This is a genomic window from Stenotrophomonas sp. S4 (genome assembly GCF_054187805.2).
Genome location: NZ_CM196188.1, coordinates 861,996 through 883,413 on the forward strand (window position 1 = coordinate 861,996; position 21,418 = coordinate 883,413).

The 21,418-nt window shown below is 67.1% G+C and carries 13 protein-coding genes and 4 tRNA genes; 11 read left to right on the forward strand and 6 right to left on the reverse strand.

Annotation, left to right across the window (positions count from 1 at the left end; translation table 11 throughout):
* Positions 1-110 precede the first annotated feature (110 nt).
* The 6 genes from ACUZUJ_RS03875 to ACUZUJ_RS03900 all read right to left on the reverse strand — a co-directional run bounded on the left by ACUZUJ_RS03875 (position 111) and on the right by ACUZUJ_RS03900 (position 14,503).
* Positions 111-3,359, reverse strand: a complete 3,249-nt coding sequence (locus tag ACUZUJ_RS03875; RefSeq protein ID WP_458220734.1) for an autotransporter family protein — start codon at positions 3,357-3,359, stop codon at positions 111-113.
* Between the two features lie 263 nt (positions 3,360-3,622).
* On the reverse strand, positions 3,623-4,264 hold the full coding sequence (locus ACUZUJ_RS03880; protein ID WP_014036089.1) for a response regulator: 642 nt from the start codon (positions 4,262-4,264) through the stop codon (positions 3,623-3,625).
* Positions 4,261-7,488, reverse strand: coding sequence for a hybrid sensor histidine kinase/response regulator (locus ACUZUJ_RS03885; RefSeq protein ID WP_101764970.1), 3,228 nt, complete (start codon positions 7,486-7,488; stop codon positions 4,261-4,263). The genes ACUZUJ_RS03880 and ACUZUJ_RS03885 overlap by 4 nt, the downstream gene beginning before the upstream one ends.
* 124 nt (positions 7,489-7,612) lie before the next feature.
* The gene (locus ACUZUJ_RS03890) at positions 7,613-8,833 is read right to left on the reverse strand and encodes an EAL domain-containing response regulator (RefSeq protein ID WP_101764971.1); all 1,221 of its coding nucleotides are present in this window, start codon (positions 8,831-8,833) and stop codon (positions 7,613-7,615) included.
* The gene (locus ACUZUJ_RS03895; RefSeq protein WP_458220735.1) at positions 8,830-11,601 is read right to left on the reverse strand and encodes a response regulator; all 2,772 of its coding nucleotides are present in this window, start codon (positions 11,599-11,601) and stop codon (positions 8,830-8,832) included. The genes ACUZUJ_RS03890 and ACUZUJ_RS03895 overlap by 4 nt, the downstream gene beginning before the upstream one ends.
* A gap of 163 nt (positions 11,602-11,764) precedes the next feature.
* Positions 11,765-14,503 carry a TonB-dependent receptor plug domain-containing protein gene (locus tag ACUZUJ_RS03900; RefSeq protein ID WP_458220736.1) on the reverse strand — a complete coding sequence of 913 codons (2,739 nt, stop codon included), beginning with the start codon at positions 14,501-14,503 and terminating at the stop codon, positions 11,765-11,767.
* Between the two features lie 170 nt (positions 14,504-14,673).
* On the opposite strand from ACUZUJ_RS03900, the gene ACUZUJ_RS03905 reads away from it, so the two are divergent.
* The 11 genes from ACUZUJ_RS03905 (at position 14,674) to rplA (ending at position 21,107) form a co-directional block, all read left to right on the forward strand.
* Positions 14,674-15,693, forward strand: a complete 1,020-nt coding sequence (locus ACUZUJ_RS03905) for a cyanophycinase (protein ID WP_014036094.1) — start codon at positions 14,674-14,676, stop codon at positions 15,691-15,693.
* A gap of 117 nt (positions 15,694-15,810) precedes the next feature.
* Complete coding sequence (locus tag ACUZUJ_RS03910) at positions 15,811-16,827, forward strand: isoaspartyl peptidase/L-asparaginase family protein (RefSeq protein WP_101766377.1); 1,017 nt, start codon at positions 15,811-15,813, stop codon at positions 16,825-16,827.
* Between the two features lie 137 nt (positions 16,828-16,964).
* A tRNA-Tyr gene (locus tag ACUZUJ_RS03915) sits at positions 16,965-17,050 on the forward strand.
* A 24-nt stretch (positions 17,051-17,074) separates the two neighbouring features.
* Positions 17,075-17,148: transfer RNA gene (locus ACUZUJ_RS03920), tRNA-Gly, on the forward strand.
* Positions 17,149-17,197: 49 nt separating this feature from the next.
* Positions 17,198-17,273, forward strand: a tRNA-Thr gene (locus ACUZUJ_RS03925).
* A gap of 41 nt (positions 17,274-17,314) precedes the next feature.
* The gene (tuf, locus tag ACUZUJ_RS03930; protein WP_014036096.1) at positions 17,315-18,505 is read left to right on the forward strand and encodes an elongation factor Tu; all 1,191 of its coding nucleotides are present in this window, start codon (positions 17,315-17,317) and stop codon (positions 18,503-18,505) included.
* 102 nt (positions 18,506-18,607) lie between these two features.
* Positions 18,608-18,683 (forward strand) — tRNA-Trp (locus tag ACUZUJ_RS03935).
* 49 nt (positions 18,684-18,732) lie between these two features.
* On the forward strand, positions 18,733-19,146 hold the full coding sequence (secE, locus tag ACUZUJ_RS03940; protein WP_458220737.1) for a preprotein translocase subunit SecE: 414 nt from the start codon (positions 18,733-18,735) through the stop codon (positions 19,144-19,146).
* Positions 19,147-19,156: 10 nt separating this feature from the next.
* Positions 19,157-19,717, forward strand: coding sequence for a transcription termination/antitermination protein NusG (gene nusG / locus ACUZUJ_RS03945; RefSeq protein WP_004154362.1), 561 nt, complete (start codon positions 19,157-19,159; stop codon positions 19,715-19,717).
* 258 nt (positions 19,718-19,975) lie between these two features.
* A complete protein-coding gene (gene rplK / locus ACUZUJ_RS03950; protein WP_004145248.1) occupies positions 19,976-20,404 on the forward strand; it encodes a 50S ribosomal protein L11 in 429 nt (142 codons plus the stop codon).
* 4 nt (positions 20,405-20,408) lie between these two features.
* A complete protein-coding gene (gene rplA, locus ACUZUJ_RS03955; RefSeq protein WP_004154350.1) occupies positions 20,409-21,107 on the forward strand; it encodes a 50S ribosomal protein L1 in 699 nt (232 codons plus the stop codon).
* Positions 21,108-21,418 lie beyond the last annotated feature (311 nt).

Genomic DNA, 21,418 nt, shown 5'->3' on the forward strand with positions numbered 1-21,418 from the left:
AAACGCTTGCTGCGTGAGGTTCGCAGGCACTTGTCCACACCAAACCCCCATCGCTTTCCACGCCGCATGTGGAAAAGTGCCCGGCACTCCCTTGCCGGGCACGTCCCGCATCACCAGTTGTACGACACGCCCAGCTGGGCGCCGACGTCGCGGAAGCCCATGCCACCGCTCTGCCGGCTCAGTTCACCCCAGCCGCGCCAGCCGCCGGACAGATCCACCTGCACGCCGGCCTTGGCTTCGTAGATGTCGCGCGGCAGCTGTCGCTGCAGCCGCTCGCCGTCCATTGCCAGGCCCGCGCCATTGCCGCCGGACCACCAGTTCACCGCCACGTACGGGTGCACCTGGCCCTGCGCCGCGCTCAATCCACGGCTGTACAGGCGCAGGCCGAGGCGGGTGCTGGTCTCGGCGCCACCGCGGTCTTCGACCAACGTGCCGTTGGCCTCGACCACGCGGTCGCTGTCATAACGGCTGTGCACCACCTGCAGCTGCGGTTCCAGGTAGATGCCGCGCTGCGCGGTGCGCCGCAGGGGCAGCACATAGCCGGCCTCGGCCGACGCACTACAGTTGCGGGCGTCATAGCGCTCCTTCTGCAGGCCTTCGCCCTGCACGCTGTTGCGGAAGCGGCCGTACTGCAGCCAACCATCCACATAGGCGCCGCCTTCCATGCGCGCATCCTGCAGCCAGGTGGCATAGGCACCCACGCTGGTGCCGGTGACCACGCCACGCGCGGTGTAGCCGGTCACCTGCGAGCGACTGTCATTGCGCGCGCGGCCATGGCCGAGCATCGCACCGGCCTGCAGTTCACCCGTGCCACCCACCTCGAAGCGGCGTCCGGCGCCGACCAGTACGCTGCTGATCTGGCCATCGACGTGCACCTGGCGGTTGCGGTCATGGCTGTCGGGCTGCGCGCTGCGAAGGTGGATCCAGGCCACGGCGTCACTTCTGGTGCCGGCCTGGGCGGCGGGATCACCGGCGCGGTCGTGCAGGCTGTGCCGGAACATGCCCAGCGCAGCGCTGCGGTTGGCCAGGTAGGCCGCTGGTTCCGGGCGTTCCACCTGCGGCCGCGGCGGATCGATCGGCGGCTCCGGCGGCAACGGCGGATCGATCGGCGGTCCCGGCGGCGACGGCGGGTCGACCGGCGGTTCCGGCGGCTGCGGCGGGTCGATCGGGGGATCCGGCGGTTCCGGCGGATCGACCGGCGGCACGTATTCCGAGCGCAGGTACCAGTTGCCATCATCCGGGGTCGACACACCGCCCTTGAACAGGAAGTAGTCGTAGGCCCCGGCGACCGCGCGGCCCTGCAGGCTGAACTGTGCATCCGACTGGCCGGCCACGGTGATCAGGCGGATGCCTTCCTGGGTCAGTGCACCGGCGCCGCCGGCATTGCGCACGCTCACGCTGGCGGTGCCGCTGCTGTTGCCGTTGATCACCAGCTGGTCGCCCAGCGAAGTGTCGTCGCCCAGCGCCCGGTTGAAGATCCACTGGCCACCATTGCCCACGTAGTCGCCGCTGACAGTGACCGTCTTGAAGCCGTCCGCCGCCGGCGCATCGAAGGCGATGGTGCCGGCGTGTTCGAGCGTACCGACGCTGGAACTGGCGCGTACGTTCCACTGGCTGCTGCCATCCAGCGCCAGCTGTGCGACCTGGTAGCCGGAGTCGTTGCGCAGGGCACCGCTGAACGTGGTGCCGTTGCCCAGCAGCATGTGCACGTCGGCCGTTGCGCTGTCGACCACTACGTCACCACGCAGCGTGCTGGCGTCGGCACTGAAGTCGATGCGGCTGGTCGCCACGCTGCTGCCGTCGGTGAACACGGTGTCGCTGACCCGCAGCAAGCGGCCACTGCCGTCGCCTGCGGTCACGTCGCTGCCATTGACGGTCAATGCGTGGTTGCTGCCCTGCAGCCAGAACGCGGCGCCACTGGCGGTCTCGATGTGGCTGTCGTTGAGGGTGGCACGGTTCCAGTACGGGCCGAACGCGGTCAGGTAGGAGCGGTAGCCGCCGCTGTTGCTGCCGGTCATGCGGATGTCCAGGCGGTCGGCCTGGGTCAGCCGCGCGGTGTTCATGTGCACGATGCCGAACACATTCTCGCCGTCGCTGCGGATCGCAACGTTGTCGAGCAGCGCGGTGGCGGTGGAGCCGCCGATGAACACGCCGCCACCGCCGTTGCCGCGCACGTCGATCACGCTGCCGTTGGCTTCGATGCGGCTGGCGGTGCTGCCGGTGGAGCCGGTCACGCGCACGCCGTAGGTCGCATCACCGTGTGTGGTGATCCGGCCACCCTGCACGGTGGCGACGCCGCCGGCGATCTCCACGCCGTAGCCGTAGGTGTCCGTCCAGGTATCAATGGTGCTGTCGGTCAGCTGCAGGCGCGACTCGTCGCTGGCCAGCCAGAATCCGGAAAAGCCGTCGCGCACGTCGAACGCTGCATCGCGGGCGGTCAGCTGGCCCCAGTTGTTGATGTTCACGCCATAGCCGCCAACGGTATAGAAGCTGCCGCCGTTGATCACCGCGCTGGAATAGGTCTTGCTGATGCTGCTGCCGAGCAGGCGCATGCTGCCACCTACGGAGTGCGCTTCCACGTTCTCGAGCAGCACGCTGCCGCCGCTGCCGATGTCGAACCAGCCGCCGTCCAGGTAGGTGTCGTACAACTCGGCGCGGCTGCCCGCGCCATCGACGGCGACGCCGGCGAGGATGCCACCGGGCGCCAGGGTGATCCGGCTGTTGCGGATCGTCAGCAGGCCGGCGCTTTCGGCGCGCAGGCGTGCGCCACTGTCGGCGCTCATCTGCAGGGTATCCAGATGCACCTCACTGCCCTTGCCGGAGGCGCCGGCCAGGGTGCCGACGCCGCCGGTCATCGCAATGCGGCCTCCGGTGTAGCGGATCACGCCACCGTTGGATGCCTGCACGCTGGCATAGCCGCTGCCGTTGCGGGTGGTATCGATGTCGACATCGCGTGTGTCGATCACGCTGCCGGCACCATTGGCATACAGCGCATAGAAGCCCGTGCCGGTCGCCGGTGCGATCGACAGCGTTGCGCCGCGCAGCTGCACCTGGCCACCATTGGCGGCTGACACGCCGCTGCCATTGCCGGTCACGTGGATGCGGCTGCCGTCGATCAGCGCATTGCTGCCGGTACCGGTGACCGTAAGTGCGAAGCTGCCCGCGCTGTGGTTGAGGACATCGTCGGCACCCAGCTGCAGGCTGTCACCGTCGTTGACCAGCAGCGGGCCGGTGAGGTCTGCGGCATGCGCCGGCAGGGCTGCCCACAGGGCAGTGGCCAGCAGGCTGGGAATGAGGGGCACACGCGTGGCGCGCGCGCGCCCGTACGCACGGCGGTGCCGTGTGGGGGAGGCGTTCATGCTGATGGACTTCCTGTGGCAGGGCGCAGCGAGGCTGCACGGACTGACGCGGCAGGGCCGCGTCGCTGCGGAAGTCCCACGCGACGGCGCCTGCAGGCGCCATCGGACTTCCGTCCCCCATGGCGATGCGGCAACAGCCGGCAGGTGCACCTTGGCGGGATGTCTCCAGCCTAGAAATCGTCCTTGTCCGATGGAATCAGGCGTTTCCTAAAGCCATTGCAGGCCCCGTTGCAGGGCCAGCAGGATTCAGCCGGGAGTGGGCCTCAGCCGAACAGCGAGGCCTGCAGGCAGTACTCGATCAGCGCCTGGTCGCTGTCCACGCCGAGCTTGCGCATCGCACTGATCTTCTGCGTGCTGACCGTCTTGGCGCTGCGCTGCAGCTGGCGCGCGATGTCGCCCACGCTCATGCCGCTGGTGAACAGGCGGATCACCTCCAGCTCGCGCGGCGACAGGCGCGCACGGACCGCATCGGCATCGGCAGGTTCGCTCGCGGCTACCGGCAGCAGTCCCGGGGGGCGGTAGACGCGGTCGGCCAGCACTACGCGCAGGGCCTGTACCAGGCTGCCCAATCCATGGCTCTTGAGCACCACGCCGCCCGCGCCGGCGGCATACATCGCCGCAACCAACGACGGATTGGACACCATCGTCAGCACCAGCAGGCGCGTCTCCGGGAAGCTGCGGCGCAGGAACGAGATCAGCTTGATGCCGTCCCCGAAGCGGTCGCCCCCCGGCATGCTGTAGTCGGTGATCACCGCCTGTGGCCGGGTCCGGGTCATCAGCTCGATCAGCGTAGCCGGATCGGCCGCTTCGCCCACGATGTCCAGGTCCAGCTCCCCGGCCAGTACGTCGCGGATGCCGGCAAGCACGATCGGGTGGTCGTCGGCGATGAGGATCCGTGTGGTCATGGCAGGGTCGGGTCGTCAGGAAGGGAGGGGGATGCAGTGTCGAGCAGCGGATGCAGCAGCTGTTCGAGGCGTTGGCGGAACCCGGCAAGAGCGGCCGCCTGGGTGGCCAGGTCATCGCCGCCGGCAAGGCGCTGTTCGATCTGCAGGCCACTGTCCACCAGCGCAGGTGCACCGACGATCACCAGTGCGCCGCGGATGCGGTGCAGAACCTGCGCCACGCGGGCGGGATCGGCAGCGGCGATCGCCTGGCGCAGGCTGTCCAGGTCGGCCTGCATGGTCTGTACGAACAGCGACTGCATCTTCGCCGGAACCTGCAGCGGGGGATCCTTGTCGTGCGACGAGGTGGACACAGGGTGCTCCTGCATCGCAGGGGCCGGCGCATCGCCGTCGGTGATCCGGGTCAGCAGGCGCTGCAGGGCTTCCAGCGTGATTGGCTTGACCAGCACGCCCTGCATGCCGGATTCCTGGCAGCGTTGGCGTTCGGCCGGGTCGGCATTGGCGGTGGCGCCGTGGATCGGCACGCTGACACCACGTGCCCGCAAGGCGCGGGCCAGGCCGTAGCCATCCAGCCCGGGCATGTTCAGGTCGGTCAGCACCAGCGCGAACGCCCCTTGTTGCCAGTAGCCCAGCGCTTCATTGCCATCGCTGGCGACCACGGCGCGGCAGCCGAGCTGTTCCAGCTGGTCGCGCAGGATCGCCTGGTTGATCGGGTTGTCCTCGGCGACCAGCACCTGCAGGCCGAAATGGCGCGTCGCCGGCAAGCGCCCTTCGGCGCTGGCGGCCAGCGGTTGGCCGCTGGCCGCGGCCAGGGCGAGCACGATCGCGTCGAACCGATGCAGGCCAACCTGCCAGGCGCCATCGACCTGCCGTGGCCGCACGCCGCCTTCGCGGCAGGCGACCACGCGCGGTCCACCCGCCCATGCGGGCAGCGAGTCGTCCAGGACCAGCTCGAGCAGCACGCCGGACGATGGCAGGCCTGCTGCGCTGTCCTCCCGGTACACGCTGGCCTGTGCACCGCGCTGCTGCAGGCGCTCGCACAGCGATTGCACCAGTTCGCGCACGCTGCCCCGCACCTGTACCTGCAGGCCGGCGGGCAGTTGCGGCGGGGGGGATTGTTGCGGATCCGCCGGCGCCGATGGCAGCGGCAGTTCGACGCTGAAACTGCTGCCCAGGCCGCTCTCGCTGACCACGCGCAGCTGCCCCTCCATCAACGCCACAAGGTGCGCGCAGATGGCCAGGCCGAGGCCGGTGCCCCGCATCGCATCGGTGCCCGGGTTGGCCTGGAAGAACGGCTCGAACAGATGCGCCTGGTGTTCGCTGGCAATGCCGATACCGGTATCGGCCACCTGCCATTGCAGCCAGCAGCGTTGCTCCTGCCAGCGTGCCGAAACGCGGACCACCACGCGCCCGCTGTCGGTGAACTTCAGCGCATTGCTGATCAGGTTGTTGAGCACCTGGCGGATCCGTGCGGCATCTCCACACACCATGGGTGGCACGTCGGCATCGATGCAGGCGTAGAACTGCAGCCCCTTGTTGGCGGCCGCAGCGGCATACGAGTCGAGCGCGTCTTCGGTCAGCCGCACCGGATCGAACGGGCTGGGCTCCAGGCTCAGTTGCCCGGCCTCGGCCTTGCTGACATCCAGGATGTCGCTGATCAGCTGCATCAGGGTCGAGGATGAACGCTGGATCGTTGCAAGGTAGTCCTGCTGCCGCGCATCCAGTGGCGTCAGCCCCAGCAGTTCAAGCGTGCCGAGCACGCCGTACAGCGGCGTGCGGATCTCATGGCTCATGGTGGCCAGGAACTGGCTCTTCGCGCGGTTGGCCTGGTCGGCGGCGCGGCGCGCCTGCTGCAGCACCTGCTCGGCTTCATGCTGGCTGCTCAGATCAATGAACAGGCACAGCACCGCCGGCTCGCCGCGATAGCGCGCCGGTGTCGCGGTTACCAGCAGGTGGCGGCCTTCGGGCGTGGCGTAGGCCAGGCCATCGCCCAGCGTGGTGCCGCCGGCAGCCAGTACGCTGCGCCGCCACGGGCCATGCCAGCCACCGGCATGGTAGTCCTCGCCCAGCCAGCGACGGGCGAGGGCGTTGTCCAGCAGCACATTGCCATCGGTACGGCGCAGCAGGCACAGCCCGATCGGTGCGTTGTCCAGGATCGTGCGACTGAAGGCTTCGCTTTCCAGCAGGCGCGCGTGGTTGCTGCGCAGCGGCTCGATGACCGAACGCCGGTACGCGCGCAGCACCAGCGTGCCACCCAGTGCCAGCAGCAGGGCGACCACGGTCGCGCCCAGCAAGGGCCCCTGCGGGTGCTGGAACACCTGCCGCCAGCCGACGTGGTAGACCGCCAGCCAGCCGCGTTCGCTGCGCATGCGGAACTGCAGGCCATCGAGGCCGGCCTGCCAGGAGGTGCCGGCGTCGCTGGCATCGGCCGCATCGCCCAGCAGGCGCTGGCCATTGGCATCGAACAGCGACAGCCGCTGGAACACCGGGACGCCCAGCACCTGCCGGTAGTCATCGACACGGCCGGGATCGAGCAGGCAGGCCAACGCCGCCTGCGAATCCTTGTCGTCCTCACCCCACAGGCGCGCATCCTGCGGGGCGTGGGCGATGGCCAGCAGCCAGGTCTGCCGGTCGCGCCATGGCACGCCCACCCAGACGATGCCACCGCGCTGCAGCGCCGGCCGCGTACCCATGACCTGATGGATGCCGGTGATCGCCGGGCGCAGGTGATGCGGGCTGTTCTGGCTCGCATCGGTACCGGCGATCTGTACCGGTGCCAGCAGCCCGCGCGTGCCTTGGCCATCGACCAGCAGGCATTGTGGCGGTGGATAGCGCGAGGCCGACCAGAACGTGCCGTAGAAGCGCAGGAAGCGGTCGCCCAGTTCGGTCGGTGGCGAAAGGCTGGCCCCGTCGCTCCCGATCACCGCGAAGTTGGCGAACAACGGCCCGCGCTGCAGCTCCACGCTGGCATCGGCCACCGGCTGCCCCCGCGTGCCGATATCATGCAGCCGCCACTGGCGCAGGAAGCGCTCCTGCTCGCGCAGCGTGCCGTCCAGGCGGCGGAAGTGGTATTCGATCTTGCTGCGCTCTTCGTTCACCAGCTGCGAGCCGGCCGACAGCAGCAGTCCGGCCTGCAGGGTCGCCAGCACCACCACGCCGATCAGCAGGGCGTGGACGCGCAGCGAGCGGCGAGCGAGTCGGCGTACAGGAGCGGCCTCGGCCGGCATGGCAGGTCTCGGAGCAGGGGGCGGTCAGCGGCACCGGTGGCGGCAGCGCAAAGTCCGCCGCCACTGCACAGACAGGATCGTCAATGCCACTTGATGATTTCGTGAAGCCGACGTGGAATCCGTGTCAGCGCAGGGCGGCCCGCGGCGACTCGTCCACCTGGGGCGCTTCCTCGTCCAGCAGGCGGGTGAATTCATCCGACGGCAGCGCCTGCGAGATCAGGAAACCCTGCACCTGGCTGCACCCCAGCTGGCGCAGGGCGGCCAGGTCGGCATCGCTTTCCACGCCCTCTGCCACGATGGTCAGGCCCAGCTGGTTGGCCAGCGCGATCACCGTCGACAGGGTCAGGTGCAGGGCCGGGTCGCGCGCGCATCCGCTGACCAGGGCGCGGTCGATCTTGACCTCGGTAAAGGGGGTATTGACCAGGTTGTGGACCGAGCTCAGGCCCTGCCCGAAATCATCCTGGGCCAGGCCGAAGCCCTTCATGCGCAGGCGGCAGGCGCCGGCATAGAAGTCGCTGACGTGCCGCGTGGTGCTGTTTTCCATCAGTTCGAAGCACAATTCACCGGGCGTACCGCCGTTGGCCAGGGTCAGCGCCAGCAGCTCGTCGGGCAGGTCCGACTGCTCCAGCAGGTGAGGGGGCAGGTTGATCGATACCGGTACCCGGAAGCCTTGTTTGCGCCAGCGTGCCTGTGCGCTGATGCTGGCCTTGAGCATCATCCGCAGCAGATCGCCCTCCAGCCCATAGCGGCAGATTGCCGGCAGGAAGCTGCCAGCGGCCAGCGTGCCCAGCTGCGGGTGGCGCCAACGCACCAGTGCCTCGGCCGCCACGACCCGTCCTGACTGCAGTGACTTCTTCGGTTGGAACCAGGCTGTCAGGCTGCCATCGGCCATGGCCTGGCGCAGCTGCGATGCATCCGGTTCGGGCGCAGCCGCCGCGCGCGTGGGGGCCTCGCCGGCGGCCGGACGGGCCTGCGCCAGGGCCTCGAACAGGGCGTCCACATCGGCGGCCGCCACCGGCTTGGGCAGCAGGCCGATCACATCCAGCCCCAGCGATTCGGCCATCAGCCGTGCCGAGGTCATCATCCGGCGCGGCGCGGCGCTGACCACCGCAAGGCGGGGCGGGCGCGGCTGTGCCGCCAGCGCCTGGATGAACTGGATGCCGTCCTGCCCGGGCATCAGCAGGTCACTGACCACCAGGTCGTAGGGCTGGCACGCACACAGCGCGATGGCCGCATCCACGTCCTCGCAGGCATCGACCTGCACGCCGGCGCGGCTGCCGAACAGGTTGGCCAGGAAGCCACGTTGGAAGGGCTGGTCTTCCAGGATCAGGATACGCTGGGTCATGCGGGGTCTCCTTGGCGCAGGGCGTTGAGCGCCTTGCGCAGGCGGGCGATGTCGATGGGTTTGCTCAGGTAGCCCTGCATGCCACTGGCCAGGCAGCGCTCGCGCTCCTCGGCGGTGGCATTGGCGGTGGCGCCGATCACCGGCACCGGGTTGCCGTCATCGCGCAGCTGGCGGGCCAGCGCGTGGCCGTCCATGCGCGGCATGTTGATGTCGGTCACCACCAGGTCGAAAGACTGCTCGCGGCATCGCTGCAGGGCTTCCACACCGTCCTGTGCCAGCTCCACGTCGCAGCCGAGGGTGCGCAGCTGCTCGGCCAGGATCACCCGGTTGATCGGGTTGTCTTCGACGGCCAGCACGTGCAGGCCCAGCGGCATCGGCGTTGCCGCGCGCGATGTTTCCGGCAGCGCCGCACGTTGCTGCTGCACGTTGGCCAGTGCATTGCCGATCGCGGTCATCCCGTGCAGGGTCACCACCAGGCTGCCATCGGCGGCAACGGTGGGCTGGTCACCGCCGTCGATCGATGCCACCACGCGGGGGCCTGCCCAGGCCAACGGCATCCCGGCCTCGCCGTCCATCAGGATCGCGCCGTCGTGGTCCAGCAGTGCAGGGTCGCCCTGCAGGGGCTGCGCGTTGGCGCCCCACCGACGCAGCCAGCCGCAGGCACTGTCGACCAGTTCGCGATCACGGCCGCGGACCAGGATCGGCGGCTCCGGCAGCAGCGCGGGACCATCCTCGGCAGCGGCCAGCACCGGCAAGGGCAGGCGCACGCTGAAGCTGCTGCCCAGGCCGGGTTCGCTCACCACCTGCAGCTCACCGCTCATCAGGCGCACCAGGCGGTCGCTGATGGACAGGCCCAGCCCGGTGCCCTGCGCACTGGCCGCGCCTCGGACCTGGCGGAACGGTTCGAACAACCGCGCCTGTTCCTCCGCAGCGATGCCCACGCCGGTATCGGTGACCTGCCAGGCCAGCACGCTCGATTCGCCTTCGCGCTGCACCTGGCGCACGCGCAGTACCACCCGGCCATGCTCGGTGAACTTGATCGCGTTGCTGAGCAGGTTGCCCAGCACCTGGCGGATGCGGTCGGCATCACCGAGCACCCGCGTCGGCAGGCGCGGATCGGTACAGACCAGGATCTGCAGGCCCTTGCAGGTGGCCGACGCGGCGAAGCTGCGCAGCACGCTCTCGGTCAGCTCGCGCGGCGAGAACGCCGCCGGCTCCAGGGTGAGCTGCCCGGACTCGATCTTGGAAACATCCAGCACATCGCTGATCAACTGCAGCAGGACCGACGAGGAACTCTCAATCGTGCGCAGGTACTGCGACTGCCGGGCGTCCAGCGAGGTGTGCCCGAGCAGCTCCAGCGTGCCCAGCACGCCGTAGAGCGGAGTCCGGATTTCATGGCTCATGGTGGCCAGGAACGCACTCTTGGCCTGGTTGGCCGCATCCGCGGCCTGGCGTGCCGACGACAGCGCGGCCTGCGCCTGGCGGTGCCGGGAAATGTCATGGAACACGCACAGCAGCACGTCGTCGCCCTGGTAGCGGCAGGCCGCGTGCAGCACCTGCAGCTGACGACCATCGCGGGTGGTGAATTCCAGTCCACGCCCGCGCTCCCCGGCATGTCCGCGCCATGGCGCTTGCCAGTCGCTGTGTTCGCCTTCTTCGCCAAGCCAGTCGCGCAGCAGCTGGTTGGAGAGCAGCAGCGCGCGGTCGCTGCGGCGCAGGACGCAGATGCCGACCGGCGCCATGTCGATCACCGTCGAACTGAAATCCAGGTTCTCCAGCAGCCGGCGGTGTTGCTGCAGGGCCGGCTGGATCAGCTGGAGGTCCACGCGATGCCGCAGCAGGCGCAGCGCGAGGCCTGCCAGCAGCAGCAACAGCACGCAGATCAGCAGGGGCACCGCCAGGTCGCCCAGCAGCAGCTGCGGCGGCAGGTGGTAGACCAGCCGCCAGCCATCATTGCCAACCCCCTTCACCAGCGCTACGCCGCGCGGAAGCCCGCCGCTCCACAACGTGCCGAAGCTGTCGTCCTGGCGCTCCCGCAGGGTCTTCCAGCCCGCACCATCCAGTCGCGGCGCCTGGCTCGACAAGGCGGGCTGCCCGCCACGGTCGAGCAGCGCATAGCCGCCGATGCCCTGGCCGTCGATCATGCCCGCCGCCGCCGCGCCATCGAGCAGCAGCACCAGCCACTGCGTCGGATGGGGGCCCGCCTGAACCGGCTGGGCCAATGCAACGCCACTGTCACCCGGGCGCAGCCAGTACACCGGGTCGGCCCCTTCCACGCCACCGTTGCGCGCCTGCAGCACACGCAGCGATGGCAGGCGCGCCAGGTCGACATCGACCTCGCCACCGGCCAGCCAATGCGCGCCCCGTGCGTCGACCAGCAGCAGGTGCGTCTGCAGCGCCTGCAGCGTGTGCTCGGCGCGCGCTGACAACAGCAGCCGCTGGCCCGGTTGGCCGCCAGCACCATCCAGCGGCACCTGGCGCATGCCTTCGCTGTCCGTCGCAGGTGCATCCGGGTTGCCCGTCACCACCGAATCGCCCAGGTAGCGCAGCAGGGCTTCGCGCTGGTCGAAATAGATCTGTGCCCTGTAGGCCGCTGCATTCATTTCGCGGCGATGGGTCGAGATGTCTTCGGTGAATGCCGTGAGCAGGTAGAAGCCGGCTGCGGCGGCCAGGCAGATGAAGACGCATACGGTCAGGCAGCGCAGCAGCACCGACGCGGTGGTCGGTGGCACGGCCTGCTGCAGCGAAGGACGGGGGAAGCGGAACATGCAACATGCTAGGGAGCGGCGCGGATGGCGCGGAATCAGCCGTTTCCTAAAAAGCCGCCGCGGACCGGCCAGGCGGCAGCTCCTGCCTGGAAACCGTTCAGGCGGTGGAAAAAAAGAACCCCCGCCGAAGCGGGGGTCTCCTGTATCGGCGCTGGCCCGGCGCTTACAGCGCGCTGCCACCGAACTTGTGGGTGTACTGCAGGTTGATCGTGCGGCCGACGCTGTCGAACCAGGACACGTCGTAGTACGGGTAGGCGGTGTAGGTACGGTCCTTCGGCGGCATCTTGTTGAACACGTTGACCACCGACAGCGACAGGCGCGAGTGGTCGTCGAAGCGGTACTGCAGCGAGGCGTTGTAGCGATACGTTGCCTTCACGTACGGGCTGTCGCCGCTGTCCCAGTCGAACACCTGGTCGTAGCTGTCCGAGGTCGGCAGCTTGCCCAGGCGCGAGCCGTACACCGTTGCCGACCATGCATCCTTCTCCCAGGTCACGCTCAGGCTGGTCTTGGTGCGCGGGATGTCGAAGCCGCTGTTCACTGCGAACTGGTCTTCGGTACGGTCGCCCGGGTAGCGCTGGAAATCATGCTTCTTCACCCAGGTGTGGGTGCCGTTGAAGATGAAGTCGCCGATGCCCGTCTGCAGGCGGTAGCGCAGGCCGACGTCGATGCCGGAGGTAGACTCGCGGGCGACGTTGATCGGCTCCACGCGCACGCCATACAGGCGCCCGTCGTTGCTGCGGGTGATGCGGGCGAGCGCATCCACGCAGGTCGGCGAGGTGATGTCGGCGCTGCCCAGGCGGCAGTTCGCTTCGTTGGCCAGGATCGTGCGCACGTCCATGTCCTGCACCTGGTTGCGCATGTCGATGTCGAACCAGTCCACCGACAGATCCAGGCCGATCGCCGGCGACCAGACGAAGCCGGCACTCCACGAGGTGCTGGTTTCCGGGTCGAGCTGGCGGTTGCCGGTACGGCTGCGGATCAGGTTGCGTTCGTAGTCGGCGCAGTCGGTGGCACCGTCCGCGCGGCAGCTGTACAGGTCTTCGGCGGTGGTCTCATCGTTGCCCGGGCCGGCGAACACGTAGTGCAGGTCCGGCGCACGGAACGCGGTGCCGTACGAACCGCGGACCAGCAGCGTGTCGATCGGGCGCCATTCCAGGCCACCGCTCCAGGTCGCCTTGCCGATGGTGTGGCCGGAATAGCGGTACTGGTCGTAGCGGCCGGCCACGCTCAGGTTGACCGTCTCGTGCAGCGGCATGCGCAGCTCCGCAGCGGTCGCCCAGCGGTTGCGCGAACCCTTTCCGTCCGAATCCTTCCAGCTGTAGTAGTAGTACTCGGTCGCCAGCGGATCGGGGTTCAGCGAGTAGGCCTGCTGGCCCACTTCCACGGTCGCGGCAAACCCGGCGTCGCCCCCCGGAAGGCCGAACAGCGCCGAATTGGTCAGGGTGAAGGCGGCGGTCTCCGTGCGCGACTTCGGGGTGTAGGTGGTACGCGCGGCGATCGAATCGTACTCGGCGCGGGTCAGCGGCCGGTACAGGCGTGACGGGTCGGCGTTGTAGATCGGGAAACCGTCGTCATCCACGCCCAGCTGCGGGCCGAGGAACAGGTCATTGGCCTTGGCGGCGATGATCTGCGCCCAGCTGATCCGCGACTGGTACTGCGAATGGCTCAGCGCCGCTTCGTAGTCCCAGTTGCCGGTCAGGTTGCCCTTGAAGCCGGTGGTCACGCTGAAGGTCTTCTGCGTGCTGCGCACCATGGCGTTGCGCAGGCCACCCATTTCCTCGGGCGAGAACTGGCGCTGCCAGAACTCGATCTCGCCGGTGGCTTCGTTGTTGAAATAGCCCGACTCATCGCCGTTGGCATCCATGCGGCCCCACTTGGTGACGTCGCGCATCAGCGACATCGTGTGGTAGCCCAGCTGCACGTCGGCGAACCACTGCTGGCCATTGTCGAAGTCGTAGCTCAGCGACGCGTAGCCGTTGGCACCGCGGCGCTTGCTGAGGATGGTGCCGTAGCCGATCGAGCTGTCGCTGCCGCAGTAGTAGCCGTACTTCGGGCGATAGGCGCGGTAGGTGCTGCCCTGGTTCTGCCCGGCCAGCGCTTCGCAGGTGGCGGCGCCCGGGTCCAGGTAGTCATCGTTGTAGTCGGTGCGCAGGTAGGCACGGCGCGCGATGCGCGAACCCTCGGTGGGGCCGTCCTGGGTCGAGTCCTGGATGTCGCGCTCATAGGCCCACAGCGGGGTCTGCGACTGCAGTTCGACGCTGTACACCGCGTTGAAGTTGCCACGGCTGAAACCGCTGGCGATGCTCATGTCGAACGACTCGCCACCGCCTTCGGTGGTGGTGCCCATGCGCATGTCGATGGTGGTGCCGTCGGCCTTCTTCTTCAGGATGAAGTTGACCACGCCGGCGATCGCGTCCGAACCATAGATGGCCGAGGCGCTGCCGGTCAGCACTTCAATGCGCTCGATCATCCCCAGCGGAATGTTGGAGACATCGGTGAAGTTGCTGCGGCCCTTGAACGGCATCGGGAAGTCGGCGATACGGCGGCCATTGACCAGCACCAGCGTGTGGTTCGGGCCCAGGCCGCGCAGGTCCACCTGCTGGGCGCCCGGCGAGAAGTCGGCGCCGCTGGAAGACTGCTGGCTCTGTGTCTCACCGCCGTTCTGGGTCATCGCACGCAGCACGTCCGGCACGCTGGTGAAGCCGCTGGAGCGGATCTGTTCGGCGTTGATCACCGTGATCGGGGCGGGGCCTTCCACCTGGGCGCGCGGAATGCGCGAACCGGTGACCTGCACCGCGTCCAGTTGTTGTACCGAAGAGGAAGCCGGAGCCTGGGCGGCCGCGGAAGCAGCCACACCCATCAACGCCAGCTGGATCGACCACGCCATCGCCTTTCTACGCATGAGGAATTCTCGGAAATGAAGCTGGCCCGCAGAGGAGGGGCCCTGTCCCCCATTCAGATTTCCGGAATGGGCGCGCGCATTTAACGCCTTTTTTATGTCCTTGACTACTGGGTCCCTATCTGGCAAAGAGTGAAAACGCTTGCAAGTCGATTTTGTTCAGGGAGATCAAGATGCGACGCCTTCACCGGACCCTGCGTACCCCCGTTGCCTGGTTGGCGCTGCTGGTGCTGGCCTGGCCATTGGCCGCGCCCGCGCAGGACCTGCAGGGCCCCGGCTTCGCCTATTACGAGGTCGGCGACCTTGAGGCCCCACGCCCCGGCCCGCGTGCGCCCGCGATGATGCTGATGGGCGGTGGCGAGTGGGTGCCGGACGCCTTCCAGTGGTGGTTGAAGCAGGCCGGCAATGGCCGTGTGCTGATCCTGCGTGCCTCCGGCGGCGATGAACTGCAGGACCGCCTGTACCGCGAGATCGGCGGCACCACCGCGGTACAGACCCTGGTCTTCGACAGCCGCCGTGGCGCCGATGATCCAGCCGTGCTGCGCGTGGTCGCTGCGGCCGATGCCATCTTCATTGCCGGCGGCGACCAGTCGCGCTACATCCGCTTCTGGAAGGGCACCGCACTCAACCGCGCGCTCAACGCCCATGTACGCGCCGGCAAGCCGATTGCCGGTACCAGCGCCGGCCTGGCCATCCTCGGCGGCTATGCCTATGGCGCCATGGATGGCGGCAGCATCAGCTCGGCCGGTGCGCTGGCCGATCCGATGGGCAGCGCAGTCACCATGGACAGTGGCTTCCTGCAGATGCCCTACCTGCAGCGCGTGGTCACCGACACCCATTTCGACAAGCGTGACCGCCTTGGCCGCCTCATCGTGTTCGTGGCACGCGCCGCGCAGGACAGTGGTGACCCCGACATCGTCGGCATTGGCGTTGATGAGGACACCGCCCTGTGCGTGGAGCCCGATGGCCGGGCCCAGGTCTACAGCGCTGATGGCGAAGGCAAGGTCTGGGTGGTCAGCCCCGGTCGCGATGCCGACCGCCTAGTCGAGGGCGAACCACTGCGCTTCCATGCTGTTCCGGTGACCGTGGTCGCCAGCGGCAGCCGCATGCGCCTGGATGACTTCCAGGCCGAGGCCGACTACCAGGCCGTGGCCGACGTCAGTGACGGCGAGATTGAAGTCGTCCGTCAATGATCTTCCCGAAAGTGCCGGCCGCTGGCCGGCAACTCACCTTTCCTGATGCGCCCCTTGCCGGCCAGCGGCCGGCACTACCCTGCAATCCATTCCCTCGTCCTGCTGGAGACGTACCTGATGAAACTGCGCTTGGCGCTTTCCGCGCTGCTGTCCCTGCCGTTGCTAGCCCAGGCCGCACCGGCGACGTCGCCGCTGCTGGTCATCCATGGCGGCGCCGGCGTCGAGCGCAAGGACCTGTCGCCGGCAGAAGAAAAGGCCGCGCGCGAAGCGTTGCGCGCCGCACTGCTGAAGGGCCATGCCGAACTGGCGGCCGGCCGCCCGGCGCTTGCAGCGGTCACTGCGGCGATCACCGTGCTGGAGGACGATCCGACCTTCAACGCCGGCAAGGGCGCGGTGTTCACCCATGACGGCCACAACGAGCTGGACGCCGCAGTAATGGACGGCGCCACCCAGGCAGCAGGTGCGGTGGCCGGCGTGCAGCGGGTGCGCAACCCGATCCTGCTGGCGCAGACCGTGATGCAGAAGTCCAGCCACGTGATGATGGTCGGGCAGGGCGCCGAAGCCTTCGCGGTGGAGCAGGGCATTACCCTGGTTGATCCGTCGTACTTCCGCACGGAGAAGCGCTGGCAGCAGCTGCAGCGTGCGTTGAAGGAAGAGGCCAATGGCCAGGCGCATGCAGACCTGGAGACCGCAAAGCACTTCGGTACCGTCGGTGCCGTCGCGCTGGATGCGCAGGGGCAGCTGGCCGCCGGTACTTCCACGGGCGGCATGACCAACAAGCGCTATGGCCGGGTGGGTGACTCGCCGATCATCGGCGCCGGCACCTGGGCCGATGCGCGCTGTGCGGTATCGGGCACCGGTTGGGGCGAGTACTACATCCGCACCGCGGCCGCGCACGAGATCTGCGCGCGCATGCGCTACCAGGGGCAGACCCCGGAGCAGGCCGGCAAGGGCGTCATCAACGAGACGATTCCGCAGATGGGCGGCGACGGCGGTGCGATCGTGCTCGCCGCAGACGGCAAAATGGCCACGCCCTTCAACACCCAGGGCATGTATCGGGGCTGGATCGGCGCCGACGGTGTCCCTCATGTCGCAATTTTCGCCAGCGAGACCCTGCCGCTCCCCGGGCAATAACCTTGCGTATCAATGGGTTTGCGACAACGTGTGAAAAAGATGGAAAAAAGCGTTGACAGGCCCCCGTCCCATCAGCAGAATAAGCGGCTCACCACCACACACCGCAACGCTTCGGCGGCAACGGAATGGGGTGGTAAGGAGGGATACCCAAGCGGCCAACGGGGGCAGACTGTAAATCTGCTGGCTTACGCCTTCGGTGGTTCGAATCCACCTCCCTCCACCAGTTTCACGTTGTGACATTCCCGGCGCGGGAGTAGTTCAATGGTAGAACCTCAGCCTTCCAAGCTGATGGTGCGGGTTCGATTCCCGTCTCCCGCTCCATTGAATGAACTTTGAATCTTATCGAGTTCATGTCATAATGCAAAACTCGGCTCACGTAGCTCAGTCGGTAGAGCACTTCCTTGGTAAGGAAGAGGTCGAAGGTTCGATTCCTTTCGTGAGCACCATCTTAAGCATCACCTCTCAGACGAATTCGAGATAAGCAGCCATGGCCAAGGGTAAGTTCGAGCGCACCAAGCCGCACGTCAATGTCGGCACCATCGGTCACGTCGACCACGGCAAGACCACGCTGACCGCCGCACTGACCAAGATCGGTGCCGAGCGCTTCGGTGGCGAGTTCAAGGATTACTCCTCGATCGACGCCGCGCCGGAAGAAAAGGCGCGTGGTATCACGATCTCGACCGCGCACGTCGAATACGAATCCCCGATCCGTCACTACGCCCACGTCGATTGCCCGGGCCACGCTGACTACGTCAAGAACATGATCACCGGTGCCGCCCAGATGGACGGCGCGATCCTGGTGTGCTCGGCCGCTGACGGCCCGATGCCGCAGACCCGTGAACACATCCTGCTGTCGCGCCAGGTCGGCGTGCCGTACATCGTCGTGTTCCTGAACAAGGCCGACATGGTCGACGACGCCGAGCTGCTCGAGCTGGTCGAGATGGAAGTGCGCGAACTGCTGAGCAAGTACGAGTTCCCGGGCGACGACACCCCGATCATCGCCGGTTCGGCCCGCCTGGCGCTGGAAGGCGACCAGAGCGACATCGGCGTGCCGGCCATCCTGAAGCTGGTCGACGCGCTGGACAGCTGGATTCCGGAGCCGGAGCGTGCGATCGACAAGCCGTTCCTGATGCCGGTGGAAGACGTGTTCTCGATCTCGGGCCGCGGCACCGTGGTGACCGGTCGTATCGAGCGCGGCGTGATCAAGGTTGGCGACGAAATCGAAATCGTCGGCATCCGTCCGGTGCAGAAGACCACCGTCACCGGCGTTGAAATGTTCCGCAAGCTGCTGGACCAGGGTCAGGCAGGCGACAACGCTGGCCTGCTGCTGCGCGGCACCAAGCGTGACGACGTCGAGCGTGGCCAGGTGCTGGCCAAGCCGGGCACGATCAAGCCGCACACCAAGTTCGAAGGCGAAGTCTACGTCCTGTCGAAGGACGAGGGCGGCCGTCACACCCCGTTCTTCAACGGCTACCGTCCGCAGTTCTACTTCCGCACCACCGACATCACCGGCGCCGCTGCACTGCCGGAAGGCGTCGAAATGGTGATGCCGGGTGACAACGTCAAGATGGTCGTCACCCTGATCAACCCGGTGGCCATGGACGAAGGCCTGCGCTTCGCCATCCGCGAAGGCGGCCGTACCGTCGGCGCCGGCGTGGTCTCGAAGATCATCGAGTAAGCCTGCAGTACCGGTGGTTGCATAGCGCCGCCGGTTACGCGAATGGCGGGCCGGGAACCTCGGTCCGCCTTCGCCGTCTAAGGGAAGGCAAGTTTTCAACGTACGCCAGTAGCTCAATTGGCAGAGCAGCGGTCTCCAAAACCGCAGGTTGGGGGTTCGAGTCCCTCCTGGCGTGCCATCTGCCCACCTTATCCAGCGGCCTGGGCCGCTAAAGCAGACACAGCCGGATGAATAGCAAGATCGAACACTCCAAGGACAACTCCGCCCACGGTGGGGATATCGTCAAGTATGTCGCCGCATCGCTGCTGGTGCTGGCCGGTCTGTTCGTCTGGTTCTGGTTCTCTGTCGACTCTGGTCGCGCCGCCCAGCTGGGTGCGTGGGCAGGTCAGCTGCGTGCGTTGGCGGTCGTGGTCGGTCTGGTTGGCGGTATCGGCGTGTTCATGCTGACCGGCAAGGGGCGCGACACCCGCGAATTCCTCTCCGAGTCGCGCTTCGAACTGCGCAAGGTGGTCTGGCCGACGCGCCAGGAAGCCATCCGCATGACGTGGGTCGTGATCGTCGTGGTGCTCATCCTCAGCCTGCTGCTGGGTGGCTTCGACTTCCTGATCCAGAAACTGACTCAGTGGTTCCTGAGCCGCTAAGGAGAATTGCATGAAGCGTTGGTACGTCGTTCACGCCTATTCGGGCTTCGAGAAGTCGGTGGCGCAGGCTCTGCGCGATCGCATCGTCCGTGACGGCATGGAAGAGCGCTTCGGCGACGTCCTGGTCCCGACCGAAGAAGTGGTCGAGATGCGCGCTGGCCAGAAGCGCCGCTCCGAGCGCAAGTTCTTCCCGGGTTACGTGCTGGTCCAGATCGAGACCCACGAAGAAGCCGGCATCCCGCGCATCGACAACGAAAGCTGGCACCTGGTCAAGGAAACCCCGCGCGTGATGGGTTTCATCGGCGGCACTGCCGATCGTCCGTTGCCGATCGCCGATTCCGAGGCCGAGGCCATCCTGAATCGCGTTCAGGAAGGCGTCGAGAAGCCGCGTCCGAAGGTGCTGTTCGAGCCGGGCCAGATGGTCCGCGTCACCGACGGTCCGTTCAACGATTTCAATGGCGTCGTCGAAGAAGTCAACTACGAGAAGAGCCGCCTGCGCGTCTCGGTGCTGATCTTCGGTCGTGCCACCCCGGTCGAGCTCGAGTTCGGCCAGGTCGAAAAGGCCGTCTGACCCGTCTGTAGAGTCGAGCCATGCTCGACTCCGGACCAGAAACCGGGCCTGGCCCGGTTTCGTTCGTTTACCTGCCGCTTCAGGCATGTGAAGAAAAAACCTGTTATAGTGCGCGGCTTCCCGCTGGGAAGGCCAGCAGGACGAGGCCGCCGCAAGGTGGCCTTCAGCATGATTTCAAAACGCGATGCCGGGACGCGTGATTCCCGGTCCGATGGGGAGCCTGTTGTCGAAAGGCGCTAGCACCCGGAGAGCACTCACATGGCAAAGAAAGTTGTCGGTTACATCAAGCTGCAGGTGAAGGCCGGTCAGGCCAACCCCTCGCCGCCGGTCGGTCCTGCGCTGGGTCAGCGTGGTCTGAACATCATGGAATTCTGCAAGGCGTTCAACGCTGCCACGCAGAAGCTCGAGCCGGGTCTGCCGGTTCCGGTGATCATCACGGCCTACTCGGACCGTACGTTCACCTTCATCACCAAGAGCACCCCGGCTACCACCCTGCTGAAGAAGGCCGCTGGCATCTCGTCGGGCTCCAAGCGCCCGAACACCGAGAAGGTCGGCAAGGTCACCCGTAAGCAGCTGGAAGAGATCGCCAAGGCGAAGGAACCGGATCTGACTGCCGCCGACCTGGACGCCGCCGTGCGTACCATCGCTGGCTCTGCCCGTTCCATGGGCCTCGTGGTGGAGGGTTAATAAGATGGCACAGACCAAGCGTGAGAAGGCCATCAAGGCCGCCGTCGTTCCGGGCAAGGCGTACGCCTTCGAGGACGCGATCAACATCCTGAAGAGCGCCACCAAGGCCAAGTTCGTCGAGTCGATCGACGTTGCCGTGCGCCTGGGCGTCGATGCGAAGAAGTCCGACCAGCAGGTCCGTGGCTCCACCGTGCTGCCGGCCGGTACCGGCAAGTCGGTCCGCGTCGCCGTGTTCGCTCCGGCCGGTGCCAAGGCTGACGAAGCCCTGGCCGCTGGCGCCGAAGCCGTCGGTATGGATGACCTGGCCGAGAAGATGCAGGCCGGTGATCTGAACTACGACGTCGTCATCGCGACCCCGGACGCCATGCGCGTCGTCGGTAAGCTGGGCACCGTGCTGGGCCCGCGCGGCCTGATGCCGAACCCGAAGGTCGGCACCGTTTCCCCGAACCCGGGCGAAGCCGTGAAGAACGCCAAGTCGGGTCAGGTCCGTTACCGCACCGACAAGGCCGGCATCATCCACTGCACCATCGGCAAGGCCGACTTCGCCGAAGACGCGCTGAAGTCGAACCTGACCGCGCTGCTGCTGGACCTGATCAAGGCCAAGCCGGCCACCTCGAAGGGCACCTACCTGCAGAAGGTTTCGGTCAGCTCGACGATGGGCCCGGGCGTCACCGTCGACCAGTCGTCGCTGACCCTGAAGTAATTGTTTCAAGCGGTCACGGTACCTTCGGTGCCGTGACCGTGACATTTGAAGGCATCGCTGGCAGTGCATCGCCCGCGGTAGCCGTCAAAGACCGCAGGCGCGGTCGTGGCAATACCGGCGACGGGCACGGAAGCTCGATCTGGCAAGGAGTCGCCGCCGGAGCAGTCATGAGCGCTTAATCGATTCCCCGGAATCACCCTGCGTAGATGGTGCCCTTCTGGAGTTTTTCTGGTTCACGCACGTCTGGGTTTCCCAGGTTGGCCCACTCCAGGTCTAGAACGGCCCACCCCCGGAACATCATCCCGATGTTC

Coding starts and splice junctions, on each gene's coding strand:
- ACUZUJ_RS03875 (WP_458220734.1), bottom strand. CDS start 3,359: ATGAACGCCTCCCCCACACGGCACCGCCGTGCGTACGGGCGCGCGCGC.
- ACUZUJ_RS03880 (WP_014036089.1), bottom strand. CDS start 4,264: ATGACCACACGGATCCTCATCGCCGACGACCACCCGATCGTGCTTGCC.
- ACUZUJ_RS03885 (WP_101764970.1), bottom strand. CDS start 7,488: ATGCCGGCCGAGGCCGCTCCTGTACGCCGACTCGCTCGCCGCTCGCTG.
- ACUZUJ_RS03890 (WP_101764971.1), bottom strand. CDS start 8,833: ATGACCCAGCGTATCCTGATCCTGGAAGACCAGCCCTTCCAACGTGGC.
- ACUZUJ_RS03895 (WP_458220735.1), bottom strand. CDS start 11,601: ATGTTCCGCTTCCCCCGTCCTTCGCTGCAGCAGGCCGTGCCACCGACC.
- ACUZUJ_RS03900 (WP_458220736.1), bottom strand. CDS start 14,503: ATGCGTAGAAAGGCGATGGCGTGGTCGATCCAGCTGGCGTTGATGGGT.
- ACUZUJ_RS03905 (WP_014036094.1), top strand. CDS start 14,674: ATGCGACGCCTTCACCGGACCCTGCGTACCCCCGTTGCCTGGTTGGCG.
- ACUZUJ_RS03910 (WP_101766377.1), top strand. CDS start 15,811: ATGAAACTGCGCTTGGCGCTTTCCGCGCTGCTGTCCCTGCCGTTGCTA.
- tuf (WP_014036096.1), top strand. CDS start 17,315: ATGGCCAAGGGTAAGTTCGAGCGCACCAAGCCGCACGTCAATGTCGGC.
- secE (WP_458220737.1), top strand. CDS start 18,733: ATGAATAGCAAGATCGAACACTCCAAGGACAACTCCGCCCACGGTGGG.
- nusG (WP_004154362.1), top strand. CDS start 19,157: ATGAAGCGTTGGTACGTCGTTCACGCCTATTCGGGCTTCGAGAAGTCG.
- rplK (WP_004145248.1), top strand. CDS start 19,976: ATGGCAAAGAAAGTTGTCGGTTACATCAAGCTGCAGGTGAAGGCCGGT.
- rplA (WP_004154350.1), top strand. CDS start 20,409: ATGGCACAGACCAAGCGTGAGAAGGCCATCAAGGCCGCCGTCGTTCCG.